The organism is Thioalkalivibrio sp. ALMg13-2 (assembly GCF_000381185.1).
GTDB classification, from domain to species: domain Bacteria; phylum Pseudomonadota; class Gammaproteobacteria; order Ectothiorhodospirales; family Ectothiorhodospiraceae; genus Thioalkalivibrio; species Thioalkalivibrio versutus.
On the sequence record NZ_KB906131.1, the window covers coordinates 1 to 15,994 of the forward strand.

Annotated in this window: 13 protein-coding genes and 1 tRNA gene; all 14 read left to right on the forward strand. The window is 63.0% G+C overall.

Translation table 11 applies throughout. The annotated features are described in order from the left end of the window. Positions 1–570 (forward strand): EF-Tu/IF-2/RF-3 family GTPase (locus F618_RS0113445; protein WP_019568871.1); only part of this gene is annotated, 570 nt, incomplete at its 5' end. 86 nt (positions 571–656) lie between these two features. Further along, positions 657–732, forward strand: a tRNA-Trp gene (locus F618_RS0113450). A gap of 37 nt (positions 733–769) precedes the next feature. Further along, positions 770–1,135: a preprotein translocase subunit SecE gene (secE, locus tag F618_RS0113455; protein ID WP_018167854.1), complete on the forward strand. Its 366-nt coding sequence runs from the start codon at positions 770–772 to the stop codon at positions 1,133–1,135. Between the two features lie 17 nt (positions 1,136–1,152). Then, positions 1,153–1,686 carry a transcription termination/antitermination protein NusG gene (gene nusG / locus F618_RS0113460; protein ID WP_017940468.1) on the forward strand — a complete coding sequence of 178 codons (534 nt, stop codon included), beginning with the start codon at positions 1,153–1,155 and terminating at the stop codon, positions 1,684–1,686. A 65-nt stretch (positions 1,687–1,751) separates the two neighbouring features. Further along, positions 1,752–2,183: a 50S ribosomal protein L11 gene (gene rplK / locus F618_RS0113465; protein WP_018650512.1), complete on the forward strand. Its 432-nt coding sequence runs from the start codon at positions 1,752–1,754 to the stop codon at positions 2,181–2,183. A gap of 1 nt (position 2,184) precedes the next feature. Then, a complete protein-coding gene (gene rplA / locus F618_RS0113470) occupies positions 2,185–2,880 on the forward strand; it encodes a 50S ribosomal protein L1 (protein WP_018167856.1) in 696 nt (231 codons plus the stop codon). 214 nt (positions 2,881–3,094) lie between these two features. Continuing rightward, the gene (gene rplJ / locus F618_RS0113475) at positions 3,095–3,616 is read left to right on the forward strand and encodes a 50S ribosomal protein L10 (protein WP_018143869.1); all 522 of its coding nucleotides are present in this window, start codon (positions 3,095–3,097) and stop codon (positions 3,614–3,616) included. A 71-nt stretch (positions 3,617–3,687) separates the two neighbouring features. After that, positions 3,688–4,065 (forward strand): 50S ribosomal protein L7/L12, encoded by a 378-nt coding sequence (rplL, locus tag F618_RS0113480; protein ID WP_018143870.1) that lies wholly within the window; start codon positions 3,688–3,690, stop codon positions 4,063–4,065. A gap of 131 nt (positions 4,066–4,196) precedes the next feature. Next, the gene (rpoB, locus tag F618_RS0113485; RefSeq protein ID WP_018650510.1) at positions 4,197–8,276 is read left to right on the forward strand and encodes a DNA-directed RNA polymerase subunit beta; all 4,080 of its coding nucleotides are present in this window, start codon (positions 4,197–4,199) and stop codon (positions 8,274–8,276) included. Positions 8,277–8,347: 71 nt separating this feature from the next. Next, entirely contained in the window at positions 8,348–12,568 is a 4,221-nt protein-coding gene (rpoC, locus tag F618_RS0113490) for a DNA-directed RNA polymerase subunit beta' (RefSeq protein WP_018939105.1), read from the forward strand. A gap of 108 nt (positions 12,569–12,676) precedes the next feature. Beyond that, a complete protein-coding gene (gene rpsL / locus F618_RS0113495; protein WP_018143873.1) occupies positions 12,677–13,051 on the forward strand; it encodes a 30S ribosomal protein S12 in 375 nt (124 codons plus the stop codon). Positions 13,052–13,084: 33 nt separating this feature from the next. Then, positions 13,085–13,552 carry a 30S ribosomal protein S7 gene (gene rpsG, locus F618_RS0113500; RefSeq protein ID WP_018143874.1) on the forward strand — a complete coding sequence of 156 codons (468 nt, stop codon included), beginning with the start codon at positions 13,085–13,087 and terminating at the stop codon, positions 13,550–13,552. A gap of 22 nt (positions 13,553–13,574) precedes the next feature. Further along, a complete protein-coding gene (fusA, locus tag F618_RS0113505; RefSeq protein ID WP_018167860.1) occupies positions 13,575–15,671 on the forward strand; it encodes an elongation factor G in 2,097 nt (698 codons plus the stop codon). A 45-nt stretch (positions 15,672–15,716) separates the two neighbouring features. After that, positions 15,717–15,994, forward strand: a 278-nt coding sequence (locus F618_RS15190) for a GTP-binding protein (protein WP_019568872.1), incomplete at its 3' end; no start/stop codon positions are given.

The window sequence follows — 15,994 nt, forward strand, 5'->3', positions numbered from 1 at the left end:
GCCGTGGACGGCGCGTACCTGATGCCGGTGGAAGACGTGTTCTCGATCTCCGGTCGCGGCACCGTGGTGACCGGTCGTATCGAGCGCGGCGTGGTGAAGGTGGGCGAAGAGATCGAGATCGTCGGTATTCGCGACACGCAGAAGACTACCGTCACCGGTGTCGAGATGTTCCGCAAGCTGCTCGATCAGGGCGAAGCGGGCGACAACGTCGGTATTCTGCTGCGCGGCACCAAGCGTGACGACGTCCAGCGTGGTCAGGTGCTGTGCAAGCCGGGTTCGATTACCCCGCACACGCACTTCGAAGCCGAGGTGTACATCCTGGGCAAGGAAGAGGGCGGTCGTCACACGCCGTTCTTCAACGGGTACCGTCCGCAGTTCTACTTCCGCACGACGGACGTGACGGGCTCGGTGGAGCTTCCGGAAGGCACCGAGATGGTGATGCCGGGTGACAACGTGAAGATGACGGTGTCCCTGATCAATCCGATCGCGATGGAAGACGGTCTGCGCTTTGCGATCCGCGAAGGCGGCCGCACTGTGGGCGCCGGCGTCGTCTCCAAGATCATCGAGTGATATAGTAGACAAGTTGACAGACTGACCGCGAGAGGCGGCGCCGTGTGCGTCGTCTCTCGCGTTTGTTTCTTGTCGATTCGATTTCTAGGCCAGTAGCTCAATTGGCAGAGCAGCGGTCTCCAAAACCGCAGGTTGGGGGTTCGAGTCCCTCCTGGCCTGCCATCTTCGAGATGGCGGCAGCACCGGGTGATACGTATTCATGAGTGAACAATCGGAACAGACCGGCGTGCTTGATACCGTCAAGCTCGCGGTGGCCGTGGCGCTGCTGATTGCCGGCGTCATGGGCTTCTATTGGTTCCAGGACGAATCCACTCTGATTCGCGTCCTCGGGCTTCTTGCCGTCGTGGGGGTCGCCATCGGGATCGCGATGACGACCGCCAAGGGCAGCCAGCTCGCCGGCTTTATGGGCAACGCGCGCACCGAGGTGCGCAAGATGGTGTGGCCCACCCGCGTAGAGACGACCCAGACCACGCTGATCGTCATTGCCGTCGTGATCCTGGTGGGGATCATGCTCTGGCTCCTGGACATGTTCCTGGGCTGGGGCATCAGTCGGTTCATCGGATAAGCAGCAGGATTTTCCCCATGGCACTACGCTGGTACGTCGTACAGGCATTCTCGGGTTTCGAGGCACAGGTGAAGCGGTCCCTGGAGGAGCGCATCGAGCGTTTCGGCATGCAGGACCACTTTGGCGAAATCCTGGTGCCCACCGAGGAGGTCGTCGAGATGAAGGACGGCCAGAAGCGCAAGAGTGAGCGCAAGTTCTTCCCCGGCTATGTCCTGGTTCAGATGGACCTCAACGACGAGGCCTGGCATCTGGTCAAGGCCGTGCCGCGCGTGCTCGGCTTCATCGGTGGCACCGCGGACCGTCCGGCGCCGATCAGCGACAAGGAAGCCGACGCGATTCTGCAGCGCATGCAGGAAGGTGCCGAGAAGCCGCGTCCGAAGGTGCTGTTCGAGGTGGGCGAGATGGTCCGCGTAATCGACGGCCCGTTCAACGATTTCAATGGCGTGGTCGAGGAAGTCAACTACGACAAGAGTCGTCTGCTAGTGGCGGTTCAGATTTTCGGGCGGTCGACGCCCGTGGAACTCGAGTTCCACCAAGTCGAGAAAACCTGAGACGCGCAAGCGTCATCACCTGTTAATCGGGGAGCCGCAAGGCGTTCGCACCCGAGGGAGTCCTCATGGCAAAGAAAATCGAAGCGTATATCAAGCTTCAGGTGGCGGCTGGCAAGGCCAACCCGAGCCCGCCCGTGGGCCCGGCGCTGGGTCAGCGCGGCGTGAACATCATGGAGTTCTGCAAGGCGTTCAACGCCCAGACCCAGGAGATGGAGCCCGGTCTGCCGATTCCGGTGGTGATCACCGTGTACGCGGATCGCAGCTTCACGTTCATTACCAAGACGCCCCCGGCGGCGGTCCTGCTGAAGAAGGCGGCCGGCATTCAGTCCGGTTCCGGTCAGCCGAACACCAACAAGGTCGGCACCGTGACGCGCGCCCAGCTGGAAGAAATTGCGAAGACCAAGGAACCGGATATGACCGCGGCTGATCTCGATGCCGCCGTGCGTACCATCGCCGGCAGCGCCCGCAGTATGGGCCTCGAAGTGGAGGGTCTCTGACATGGCGAAGCTTTCCAAGCGTATGCAGGCCTATCGCGAGAAGGTGGAGCCGGGTCACCTGTATCCGGTCACCGAAGCCTTTGATCTCCTGCGTGACCTGCCCAAGGCCAAGTTCCGCGAGTCGGTGGACGTTGCCGTGAACCTCGGCGTGGACCCGCGCAAATCCGACCAGGTGGTGCGCGGTTCCACCGTGTTGCCGCATGGCAATGGCAAGACTGTGCGCGTGGCCGTGTTCACCCAGGGTGCGAACGCCGATGCCGCCAAGGAAGCCGGGGCCGATGTCGTCGGCATGGACGACCTCGCCGAACAGGTGAAGGCCGGCCAGATGGACTTCGACGTGGTGATCGCCTCCCCGGATGCGATGCGCGTCGTCGGCCAGCTCGGCCAGATTCTCGGCCCGCGCGGCCTGATGCCGAACCCGAAGGTCGGCACCGTGACCCCGGATGTGGCCACCGCGGTGACCAATGCCAAGGGTGGTCAGGTGCGCTACCGCACCGACAAGGGTGGCATCGTCCACTGCACTATTGGCGCGGCCGATTTCGACACGAACTCGCTTACCGACAATCTGAACGCCCTGCTGGCCGACCTGCTGAAGATGAAGCCGGCGACCTCCAAGGGGCAGTACGTCAAGGCCGTGGTCGTCTCGACGACCATGGGTCCGGGCGTCAAGGTCGATCAGGGCTCGTTGGAGCTCTAAGCAAGAAAATACGGTTTTTGGTCGGCTGTCGCGCAAGCGGCACGCCATCCAAGACCGCAGGCGCCGAGCTCCAGGGCCCGGCTTAATACTCCAGCCTGCGCAGATGGTGTCACCCGATTCAGGAAGTACCTGCGACGGGAGCACCGAAGTGCCGGGTTCGCCCGGTTTCACGATCACCTCCGGGTGGTCTTACTAGAGGAGAGTCAACGTGGCTTTGAATCTCGACGACAAGAAGGCGATTGTCTCGGAGCTGGCTACGGTTGCTGCCTCGGCGCATTCCGCGGTCGCCGCGGAGTACCGGGGTCTCTCGGTCGCGCAGATGACCGACCTTCGTCGGCAGGCCCGCACTACCGGGGTCTATCTGCGGGTGGTGAAGAACAACCTCGCCAAGCGTGCCATTGAGGGTACGGATTTCGCGTGCATGCAGCCCGAGCTGCAGGGTCCGCTGATCCTTGCCTTCAGTGAAGAGGAGCCTGGCTCCGCGGCACGCCTAGTGAAGAACTTCGCCAAGGAAAACGATCAGCTGAAGGTCCGGCTGGTGTCCTTTGGTGGGCAGCTCATGGGGGCGAACGATCTCGATCGCCTCGCGAGCCTGCCGACCCGTGATGAGGCGCTCTCGCAGCTGCTCGCCACGATGAAGGCACCGCTCGACAAGTTCGCCCGTACGGTGAACGAAGTCCCGGGCAAGCTTGTGCGTACCGTTGCAGCAATCCGTGATCAGAAGCAGGCAGCCTGAAGAACCCTTCAAGCCTGCTTCTGCAGCATGTACTGAATGAATTCGGGCTCGACCCGTTAGGAGATTAAGAAATGGCCGTTTCGAAAGAAGATATCCTGGAAGCCATCGGCAACATGACGGTCCTGGAGATTGTGGACCTGATCAGCGAGATGGAAGAGAAGTTCGGCGTGTCCGCCGCTGCCGCTGTTGCGGCCGCCCCGGCTGCCGCTGGTGGCGAAGCCGCTGCCGCTGAAGTCAAGGACGAGTTCGACGTCGTGATGTCGAGCTTCGGCGAGAACAAGGTCGGCGTCATCAAGGTCGTCCGCGGCCTGACCGGTCTGGGTCTGAAGGAAGCCAAGGAAATGGTCGAAGGCGTGCCGGCGACCGTGAAGGAAGGCGCTCCGAAGGACGAGGCCGAGAAGATGAAGGCGGAGCTGGAAGGCGCGGGCGCCACCGTCGAACTGAAGTAAGAAGGCGCTTGCGCCTGTTGTTTTCGTGTACATCACGAAGCCCTGAGGCTGGCGGCCGTTTGGTCGCCAGCCTCAGCCCGTGGTGGCGCGTGTTTTGTCGCGCGTTGTTCAGCTAGCCTCCGAGGTAAGCCATGGCCCTCAGTTATACCGAAAAGAAACGTATCCGCAAGGACTTCGGGAAGCGTCCCCAGATCCTCGAAGTCCCGTACCTGCTGGAAACCCAGCTGACCTCCTATCGGGATTTCCTGCAGGCGGACCGAGCGTCCGACGGGCGGGATCCGATGGGCCTGCATGCGGCGTTTCAGTCGGTTTTCCCCATCGTCAGTTATTCCGGTCATGTCCAGCTCGAGTATGTGAGCTATCGCCTGGGCGAACCGATGTTCGACGTGAAGGAATGCCAGATCCGTGGCGTGACCTATGCGGCCCCGCTGCGTGTCCTCTTGCGCCTGGTGATCCACGACAAGGAAGCCCCGGCGGGTTCCACCGTGGTCAAGGAGGTCAAGGAGCAGGAAGTCTACATGGGCGAAATGCCGCTCATGACCGAGAACGGCACCTTTGTCATCAACGGTACCGAACGCGTAATCGTGTCGCAGTTGCACCGCTCGCCGGGCGTGTTCTTCGACAGCGACAAGGGCAAGACCCAGGGCAGTGCACAGAAACTGCTTTATAACGCCCGCATTATTCCGTACCGCGGCTCCTGGCTCGACTTCGAGTTCGACGCCAAGGACGGGGTCTTCGTGCGCATCGACCGTCGCCGCAAGCTGCCGGCGTCGATCCTGCTGCGCGCACTGGGTATGGATACCGAAGAGATCCTCACCACCTTTTTCGAATTCAATCAGCTCACCCTCGACGATGACGGCGGCGAGCTGGACCTGATCCCCGAGCGCATGCGCGGCGAGACTGCCGTGATCGACATTACCGATGGCGAAACCGTCATCGTCGAGGCCGGTCGGCGTATTACGCCGCGCCATATCCGGGAGATCGAGAAGGCCGGCATCAACACCCTGCGGGTGCCGGACGAATACCTGCTGGGTCGGGTGCTGGCCAAGGGCGTGGTGGATGAGTCCACCGGGGAGCTGATCGCCAATGCCAATGACGCCCTGACCCAGGAGATGCTCGACAAGCTGCGCGCCGAGGGCGTGAAGTCGCTGGAGACCATCTACACCAACGACTACGACCACGGTCCGTACATGTCGGATACGCTGCGTCTGGACCCGACCAAGAGCCAGCTGGAGGCCCAGGTCGAGATCTACCGCGTGATGCGCCCGGGCGAGCCGCCGACCAAGGACGCTGCGGAGAACCTGTTCTCCAACCTGTTCTTCTCGGAAGATCGCTACGACCTGTCCGCCGTGGGCCGGATGAAGTTCAACCGCCGCGTGGGTCGCGATACCGACGAGGGCGCGGGCGTGCTGTCGCCGGAAGACATCCTGGATGTCCTGAAGGTGCTGATTGACCTGCGTAACGGCAACGGCCGTACCGATGACATCGACCACCTGGGCAACCGCCGCATCCGCAGCGTGGGCGAGATGGCCGAAAACCAGTTCCGCCTGGGCCTGGTGCGTGTCGAACGCGCGGTCAAGGAGCGTCTCACCGTCGCCGAGAGCGAAGGCCTGATGCCGCAGGAACTGATCAACGCCAAGCCGGTGGCCGCCGCGGTCAAGGAATTCTTCGGATCCAGCCAGCTGTCGCAGTTCATGGACCAGAACAACCCGCTGTCCGAGGTGACGCACAAGCGGCGTATCTCGGCCCTGGGTCCGGGCGGACTTACCCGCGAACGTGCTGGCTTCGAAGTGCGCGACGTGCACCCGACGCATTACGGTCGCGTGTGCCCGATCGAGACTCCGGAAGGGCCGAACATCGGTCTGATCAACTCGCTGGCCGTGTATGCCCGCACCAACCGCTACGGCTTCCTGGAGACGCCGTATCGCAAGGTCGAAGAGGGCAAGGTGACCGAGGAGATCGTCTACCTCTCCGCGATCGAAGAGAGCCAGTACGTGATCGCCCAGGCGAACGCGGCGATGGACGAGGAAGGTCGCCTGAGCGATGACCTCGTGTCCTGCCGTCACCAGGAGGAGTTCACGATCTCGTCTCCGGACAAGATCCAGTACATGGACGTCTCGCCGAAGCAGATCGTGTCGGTGGCCGCCGCGTTGCTGCCCTTCCTGGAGCATGACGATGCCAACCGCGCCCTGATGGGCGCGAATATGCAGCGCCAGGCCGTGCCGTGCCTGCGGGCCGACAAGCCGCTGGTGGGTACCGGTATCGAGCGCGCCGTCGCCATCGACTCCGGCTCCGCGATCGTCGCCAAGCGCGGCGGTACGGTGGACTCGGTGGACGCCGGTCGTGTGGTGGTCCGTGTGAACGACGACGAAACCGTCGCCGGCGAGCCGGGCGTGGATATCTACAACCTCACCAAGTACTCGCGTTCCAACCAGAACACCTCCATCAACCAGCGTCCCCTGGTTGCGGTGGGCGACGAGATCGCCCGCGGTGACGCGATTGCGGATGGCTCGTCCACGGATCTGGGCGAGCTGGCGCTGGGGCAGAACATGATGGTCGCGTTCATGCCCTGGAATGGCTACAACTTCGAGGACTCGATTCTGATCTCGGAGCGCGTGGTGCAGGAGGATCGTTACACCACGATCCACATCGAGGAGCTCAACTGTGTCGCTCGTGACACCAAGCTGGGCCAGGAAGAGATCACCGCGGATATCCCGAACGTCTCCGAGTCGTTGCTGAACAAGCTGGACGAGTCCGGCGTGGTCTACGTCGGGGCCGAGGTGAACCCGGGCGACATCCTGGTCGGCAAGGTCACGCCGAAGGGCGAGACCCAGCTGACGCCGGAAGAGAAGCTCCTGAGGGCGATCTTTGGCGAGAAGGCCTCGGACGTGAAGGACACCTCCCTGCGTGTGCCGTCCGGCATCGAGGGGACGGTGATTGACGTGCGTGTTTTCACCCGCGACGGTGTGGAGAAAGACGCCCGCGCCCGGTCGATCGAGGCCGACGATCTGGCCGCTGTGCAGAAGGACCTGAAGGACCAGCTGCGCATCTACGAGGATGACATCTACGCCCGCGTCGAGCGGCTGCTGGTCAACAAGACCGCCGCCGGTGGCCCGGATGGGCTGGGTGATGGCTCCAAGGTGACCAAGAAGTATTTGCAGGGGTTGTCCCGCGACAAGTGGTTCGAGGTCCGCCTGCAGGACGATGCGGTCAACAGCCAGCTGGAAGACCTGGGTCGCCAGATCAAGGATCAGCACGAGGCGTTCGAGAAGAAGTTCGAGCACCAGAAGGCCAAGCTGGCCGCGGGCGACGACCTGCCGCCAGGCGTGCAGAAGATGGTCAAGGTCTACGTGGCCGTGAAGCGCCGCCTGCAGCCGGGCGACAAGATGGCCGGTCGCCACGGGAACAAGGGCGTGATCTCGATGATCGTGCCGGAAGAGGACATGCCGTTCCTCGAGGACGGTACCCCGGTCGACGTGGTGCTGAACCCGTTGGGCGTGCCCTCGCGCATGAACGTCGGCCAGGTGCTGGAAGTACACCTGGGTTGGGCGGCCCGAGGTCTCGGCCACAAGATCAACCGCATGCTCGAGGCGCAAGCCGAGATCGCCAAGCTGCGCGAGTTCCTCGACAAGATCTACAACAACCGCGAGCGCAAGGTGGACCTCGACTCCATGTCGGACCCCGAGATCATCACCCTGTGCCGCAACCTGCGCGGTGGCGTGCCGATGGCGACGCCGGTGTTCGACGGCGCCGAAGAGGCCGAGATCAAGGAGATGCTGCGTCTGGCGGACCTGCCGGAAACGGGGCAGGCCCAGTTGTACGACGGGCGCACCGGGGACGGCTTCGACCGCCCGGTCACCGTGGGCTACATGCACATGCTGAAGCTGAACCATCTGGTCGACGACAAGATGCATGCACGTTCCACCGGCCCGTATTCGCTGGTCACCCAGCAGCCGTTGGGCGGGAAGGCGCAGTTCGGTGGTCAGCGCTTCGGCGAAATGGAGGTCTGGGCACTGGAGGCCTACGGCGCCGCCTACACGTTGCAGGAAATGCTGACGGTGAAGGCGGACGACGTGCAGGGCCGCAACAAGATGTACAAGAACATCGTTGACGGTGAGCACCACATGGAGGCCAACGTCCCCGAGTCGTTCAACGTGCTCATGAAGGAGATCAAGGCGCTCGGCATCAATATCGAGCTCGAGCAGGACTGATCTTCTCCGATCCGATTGTGATCCGACGGGGCGCAGTGCGCCCCTCGAAACCAAGTTTGTGAGGCAAGCGAATGAAAGACCTCCTGAATCTGTTCAAGCAACAGACCCAGCCGGAAGAGTTCGATGCGATCCGCATCGGTCTTGCGTCCCCGGACCAGATCCGTTCCTGGTCCTTTGGCGAGGTGAAGAAGCCGGAAACCATCAATTACCGGACGTTCAAGCCGGAACGTGATGGCCTGTTCTGCGCGAAGATCTTCGGGCCGGTGAAGGACTACGAGTGCCTGTGCGGCAAGTACAAGCGCCTGAAGCATCGTGGCGTGGTGTGCGAGAAGTGCGGCGTCGAAGTGACCCAGACCAAGGTCCGGCGCGAGCGCATGGGCCATATCGACCTGGCCTCGCCGGTTGCCCACATCTGGTACCTGAAGAGCTTGCCGTCCCGTATTGGCCTGCTGCTCGACATGACCCTGAAGGACATCGAGAAGGTCCTGTACTTCGAGTCCTTCATCGTCACCGATCCGGGCTTCACCACGCTGGAGAAGCGCCAGCTCCTGACCGACGAGGAATACCTCGAGGCGATGGAAGAGCACGGTGACGACTTCACCGCGCTGATGGGCGCGGAGGCCGTGCTGAGCCTGTTGAAGGAAATGGATCTGCCGGCCGAAGCGACGAAGCTGCGCCAGGACCTGACCGAGACCGGTTCCGAGACCAAGATCAAGCGCTTCGGCAAGCGGCTCAAGCTGGTCGAGGCCTTCCTCGATTCCGGCAACAAGCCGGAGTGGATGATCATGAAGGTGCTGCCGGTACTGCCGCCGGACCTGCGTCCGCTGGTGCCGCTGGATGGCGGCCGGTTTGCGACGTCCGACCTGAATGATCTGTACCGCCGGGTGATCAACCGCAACAACCGTCTGCGTCGCTTGCTGGAGCTGAATGCCCCGGACATCATCGTGCGCAACGAAAAGCGCATGCTGCAGGAGTCTGTGGACGCGCTGCTGGATAACGGCCGTCGCGGCCGTGCCATCACCGGTACCAACAAGCGCCCGCTGAAGTCCCTGGCCGACATGATCAAGGGCAAGCAGGGCCGCTTCCGCCAGAACCTGCTGGGCAAGCGTGTCGACTACTCCGGTCGCTCGGTGATCGTGGTGGGCCCGACTCTGCGCCTGCACCAGTGCGGTCTGCCCAAGCGCATGGCCCTGGAGCTGTTCAAGCCGTTCATCTTCGGCAAGCTGCAGCGCCGTGGTCTCGCGACCACCATCAAGGCCGCCAAGAAGGCGGTGGAAAAGGAAGGTCCCGAGGTCTGGGATATCCTGGAAGAGGTGATCCGCGAGCACCCGGTCATGCTGAACCGCGCGCCGACCCTGCACCGCCTGGGTATCCAGGCGTTCGAGCCGGTATTGATCGAAGGCAAGGCGATCCAGCTGCACCCGCTGGTTTGCGCCGCGTTCAACGCGGACTTCGACGGTGACCAGATGGCCGTGCACGTGCCGCTGTCGCTGGAGGCCCAGCTGGAGGCGCGCACGCTGATGCTGTCCTCCAACAACGTGCTGTCCCCGGCCAACGGCGAGCCGATCATCGTGCCGTCGCAGGATATTGTCCTGGGGCTCTACTACCTGTCGCGCGAGAAGGTGAACGCGAAGGGCGAAGGCATGACGTTCGCCGACGTGGATGAAGTCCACCGCGCCTACGAACACAAGCTGGTGGATCTGCACGCGCGCGTTACCGTGCGGATTGGCGACACCATGGCCGAGGTCGGCGAGGGCGAGAGCCTGCCGTACCTGCGCCAGGAGACCACCGTGGGTCGCGCGATCCTGTCGCGCATCATGCCCAAGGGTCTGCCGTTCGAGCTGATTGACCGCGAGCTGAACAAGAAGGCGATCTCCGGCCTGATTAACCAGTGCTATCGCCGCCTGGGTCTGAAGGATACGGTGGTGTTCGCGGACCAGCTGATGTACGCGGGCTTCTACTACTCCACCCGTGCCGGCGTCTCCTTCTGCGCCGACGACATGGTGATCCCGGACGAGAAGCAGCCGATCCTGCAGGGTGCCGAAGAACAGGTTAAGGAGATCGAGAACCAGTACGCCTCGGGTCTCGTGACCAAGGGCGAGCGTTACAACAAGGTCGTGGATATCTGGTCTCACTGTAATGACCAGGTCGCCAAGGCCATGATGGAGCGGCTCGGCAAGGAGAAGGTCGTCAACAAGGACGGCGAGACGGTCGAGCAGAACTCGTTCAACTCGATCTTCATGATGGCCGACTCCGGTGCGCGTGGCTCCGCTGCGCAGATTCGTCAGCTGGCCGGCATGCGTGGCCTGATGGCCAAGCCGGACGGCTCGATCATCGAGACGCCGATCACGGCGAACTTCCGCGAAGGTCTCAACGTCTTGCAGTACTTCATCTCCACCCACGGCGCCCGTAAGGGGCTGGCCGATACGGCGTTGAAGACCGCAAACTCGGGCTACCTGACCCGTCGCCTGGTGGATGTCTCCCAGGATGTAGTGGTGACCCAGCCGGATTGCGGGACCCAGCAGGGCCTGCAGATGAAGCCGATCATCGAAGGTGGCGACGTGGTCGAGCCGTTGCGCGACCGCGTGCTCGGCCGGACCACTGCGGTCGATGTGCTGCGCCCGGGTACCGATGAGGTATTGATCCCGGCCGGCACGCTGCTGGACGAGGCCATGGTGGACTCCCTGGATGCCGCTTCGGTCGACGAAGTGCTGGTGCGTTCCGCGATTACCTGCGAGACCCGCCAGGGCATTTGTGCCAAGTGCTATGGGCGTGACCTGGCGCGTGGCCACGAGGTCAACGCCGGCGAGGCCGTGGGCGTCATCGCCGCGCAGTCGATCGGCGAGCCGGGTACCCAGCTGACGATGCGTACCTTCCATATCGGCGGGGCCGCGAGCCGTGCCGTGACGGTCAGTGCGATCCAGGTGAAGAGCTCCGGTTCTGTCCGTCTGCATAACCTGAAGACGGTCACCAACAAGGCCGGCAACCTGGTCGCGGTCTCGCGCTCGGGCGAGCTGGGTGTGATCGACGATCAGGGTCGCGAACGGGAGCGCTACAAGATTCCCTATGGCGCGCTGATCACGGTCCACGACAGCGATGCCGTCGAAGCCGGCCAGGAAGTCGCGAGCTGGGATCCGCATACGCATCCGATCGTCACCGAGGTGGCCGGTAACCTGCGCCTCGCGGACTTCGTGGAGAACGTGACGGTCACCAAGGAGACCGATGAGTTCACCGGCCTGTCGTCCAACGTGGTCCTGGATCCGAAGAGCCGCTCTACGGCGGGCAAGGATCTGCGCCCGACGGTGAAGCTGCTGGACGACGACGGCAACGAGGTGTACATCCCGGGGACCGACATGCCCGCGCAGTACATGCTGCCGGCCAATGCGATCTTCAACCTGGAGGACAACGCCCGGGTCGAGGTGGGTGACGTCATTGCCCGTCTGCCGCAGGAGTCCTCCAAGACGCGTGACATCACCGGTGGTCTGCCGCGTGTGGCCGACTTGTTCGAGGCGCGGCGTCCCAAGGAGCCGGCGGTGCTGGCCGAGATCTCGGGCACCGTGTCCTTCGGCAAGGAGACCAAGGGCAAGCAGCGTCTCGTGATCACCCCGGACAAGGGTGACCCGGTCGAGATGATGATTCCCAAGCTGCGTACCGTGAACGTGTTCGAAGGCGAGCGTGTCGAGCGTGGCGAGGTCGTGGTGGACGGTGAGCTGGATCCGCATGACATCATCCGTCTGCGCGGCGTCACCACCCTGGCCGAGTACCAGGTCCAGGAGATCCAGGACGTTTACCGTCTCCAGGGTGTGAAGATCAACGACAAGCACATCGAGGTGATCGTCCGCCAGATGATGCGCAAGGTGAACATCGAGGACGCCGGCGACACCAAGTTCCTCGCCGGGGACCAGGTGGATCGCATTCGGGTGCTGGAGGAGAACGAGCAGCTGGGTGCCGACAAGCAGCCGGCAACCTACGAGCGCGTGCTCCTGGGTATCACCAAGGCGTCGCTGGTGACCGAGTCGTTCATCTCTGCGGCCTCCTTCCAGGAGACCACCCGCGTGCTCACCGAGGCCTCGACCCGAGGTGCGCGTGACGATCTGCGCGGCCTGAAGGAAAACGTGATTGTCGGACGCCTGATCCCCGCGGGGACGGGCCTCGCCTATCACAAGGAGCGTCGCCGCAAGCGCGCACTGGAAATGCCCGAGTTCGAGACGGTAGCGGAGGCGCCGGCGGTGATCGCCGACTCCGAACCGGCTACGACCGACCCGGGTACCACGGAAGACGGGTCCGAGTGACCCGTCCCACCTTGACACTCACGGGGGCGGCGATTAGACTTCCGCTCCCTCGACAGTCCGGTCTCGGCGCCGGCCTGTCGTTATTTTTAGGCTAGGAGAAAGGGTTTCATGGCCACGATCAACCAGTTGGTACGCAAGCCCCGCAAGCGCCCCGTCGAAAAGAGCGACGTGCCGGCGCTGCAGGGTTCCCCGCAGAAGCGCGGGGTCTGCACCCGTGTCTACACGACCACCCCGAAGAAGCCGAACTCCGCGCTGCGCAAGGTTGCGCGCGTGCGGCTTACCAACGGCTACGAAGTCAGTAGCTACATCGGTGGGGAAGGCCACAACCTGCAGGAGCACTCGGTGGTCCTGATTCGTGGCGGCCGTGTTAAGGATCTCCCGGGTGTGCGTTACCACACGGTGCGCGGCAGCCTGGACACCCAGGGTGTGCAGAAGCGCATGCAGGGCCGGTCCAAGTACGGCACCAAGCGTCCCAAATCCTAACCGTGATCCATGATCCAGTCCGGGAACTGAAACATGTCTAGAAGAGCAGCAGCCCCCAAGCGTCACATCCTCCCCGACCCGAAGTTCGGAAGCGAGCGCCTGGCCAAGTTCATCAACACGGTGATGCGTGACGGCAAGAAGTCCGTCGCCGAACAGGTCGTGTATGGCGCCCTGGACCAGATCGAGTCCAAGCAGGGCGACGGGATGGGTGCGCTGGAGCGCGCCCTGGACAACATTCGCCCGCGTGTCGAGGTGAAGTCCCGCCGCGTTGGTGGTGCGACCTACCAGGTTCCGGTGGAAGTGCGCTCGGTGCGTCAGGATGCGCTGGCCATGCGCTGGGTGGTCGAGGCCGCCCGCAAGCGGGGCGAGCGCACCATGGCCCTGAAGCTGGCCGGCGAACTGATGGACGCCTCGGACAGCAAGGGTTCGGCCGTCAAGAAGCGCGAAGACACTCACCGCATGGCGGAAGCGAACAAGGCGTTCGCTCACTTCCGCTGGTAAACCAGATTTAGAGAGGCTCACCGTGGCACGCAAGACACCACTGAAGCGCTACCGGAATATCGGGATCAGCGCGCACATCGACGCCGGCAAGACGACGACGACCGAGCGCATCCTGTTCTATACCGGTCTGTCGCACAAGATCGGCGAGGTGCATGACGGCGCCGCCACGATGGACTGGATGGAGCAGGAGCAGGAGCGCGGGATCACCATTACCTCCGCGGCGACCACCAGCTTCTGGTCCGGCATGGCCAAGCAGTTCGACGAGCATCGAGTGAACATCATCGATACGCCCGGGCACGTGGACTTCACCATCGAGGTCGAACGTTCCATGCGCGTGCTCGACGGGGCGGTCATGGTGTATTGCGCCGTGGGCGGTGTGCAGCCGCAGTCCGAGACGGTCTGGCGTCAGGCGACCAAGTACGCCGTGCCGCGTCTCGCGTTCGTCAACAAGATGGACCGCGCCGGCGCCGACTTCCTGCGCGTCTACGAGCAGATGAGGGAGCGCCTGCAGGCCAACCCGGTGCCGATCCAGCTGCCGATTGGCGCCGAGGACCAGTTCAAGGGTGTGATCGACCTGGTCAAGATGCAGGCGATCTACTGGGACGAAGAGAACTTCGGTATCAGCTTCGAGTACAAGGACATCCCCGATGACCTGAAGGCCGAAGCCGACAAGTGGCGCGAGAACATGCTCGAGGCCGCCGCCGAGGCGAACGAAGAGCTGATGGACAAGTACCTCAACGAGGGTGACCTCAGCGAGGAAGAGGTCAAGTCGGCCCTGCGTCAACGGACCCTGGCGCTCGAGATTGTCCCGATGCTGTGCGGTTCCGCGTTCAAGAACAAGGGCGTCCAGGCAATGCTGGATGCGGTTGTCGAGTACCTGCCCTCTCCGGAGGAGGTCAAGGCGATCAAGGGCGTGAAAGCAGGCACCGAAGAGCCGGTGGCCAAGCACGCGTCGGACGACGAGCCCTTCGCGGCTTTGGCGTTCAAGATCATGACCGACCCCTATGTGGGTTCCCTGACCTTCGTCCGCGTTTATTCGGGCGTGCTGTCGGCCGGGGACTCGGTGCTGAATACGCAAAACAACCGCCGCGAGCGGATTGGGCGTATCCTGCAGATGCACTCCAACTCCCGCGAGGAGATCAAGGAGCTGCGTGCAGGCGACATCGGCGCGGTAGTGGGGCTGAAGGATCTGTACACGGGAACGACGCTGTGCGATCCGAATGACCCGGTCGAGCTCGAGCGCATGGAGTTCCCGGAGCCGGTGATCTCCATCGCGGTCGAACCGAAGACCAAGACCGACCAGGAAAAGATGGGCATCGCGCTGAACAAGCTGGCGCAGGAAGATCCGTCCTTCAAGGTGCATACCGACGAAGAGTCCGGTCAGACCATCATCTCGGGTATGGGCGAGCTCCATCTCGAGGTGCTGGTGGACCGCATGAAGCGCGAGTTCAAGGTCGAGGCGAACGTTGGGCAGCCCCAGGTGGCCTACCGCGAGACCATTCGCAAGACGGTTGAGCAGGAAGGCAAGTTTGTGCGGCAGTCGGGCGGTCGCGGCCAGTATGGCCACGTGTGGCTGCGCCTCGAGCCGCTGGAACCCGGTAGCGGGTACCAGTTCGAGAATGCCATCGTGGGCGGTGTGGTGCCCAAGGACTACATCCCGGCGGTCAACAAGGGTGTGGCCGAGCAGATGTCCAATGGTGTGCTCGCCGGCTATCCGGTCGAGGACGTGAAGGTCACGCTGTTCGACGGTTCCTACCATGACGTTGACTCCAACGAGATGGCGTTCAAGGTTGCGGGCTCCATGGCCTTCAAGGAAGGCGCGCTGAAGGCCGGCGCCGTGCTTCTTGAGCCGATGATGAAGGTCGAGGTGGAGACACCCGAAGAGTACATGGGCGACGTGATGGGCGACCTCAATCGCCGTCGTGGCCTGGTGAAGGGCATGGAAGACGTCGCCGGGCAGAAGCTGCTGCGGGCCGAGGTTCCCCTGTCCGAGATGTTCGGCTACTCGACCCAGTTGCGCTCGATGAGTCAGGGTCGCGCGACCTACTCGATGGAATTCGAGAAGTACGCCGAGGCCCCCGCGCAGATCGCCGAGGCGGTAGCCGCCAAAGCGTCCTGATCCCGAATTCGCGTTATTTGAAAGAACTGTAAAGAGGTTTGAGCTGTGTCCAAGGAAAAGTTCGAGCGTAAGAAGCCGCATGTGAATGTGGGTACGATTGGTCATGTGGACCATGGGAAAACGACGCTGACGGCGGCGATGACGGCGGTGCTGGGCAAGAAGTACGGTAGTGAAGCCCGTGCATTTGACCAGATCGACAACGCGCCGGAAGAGAAGGCGCGCGGTATTACGATTGCGACCGCGCACGTCGAGTACGAATCCGACCTTCGTCACTATGCGCACGTCGATTGCCCCGGTCACGCGGACTACGTGAAGAACATGAT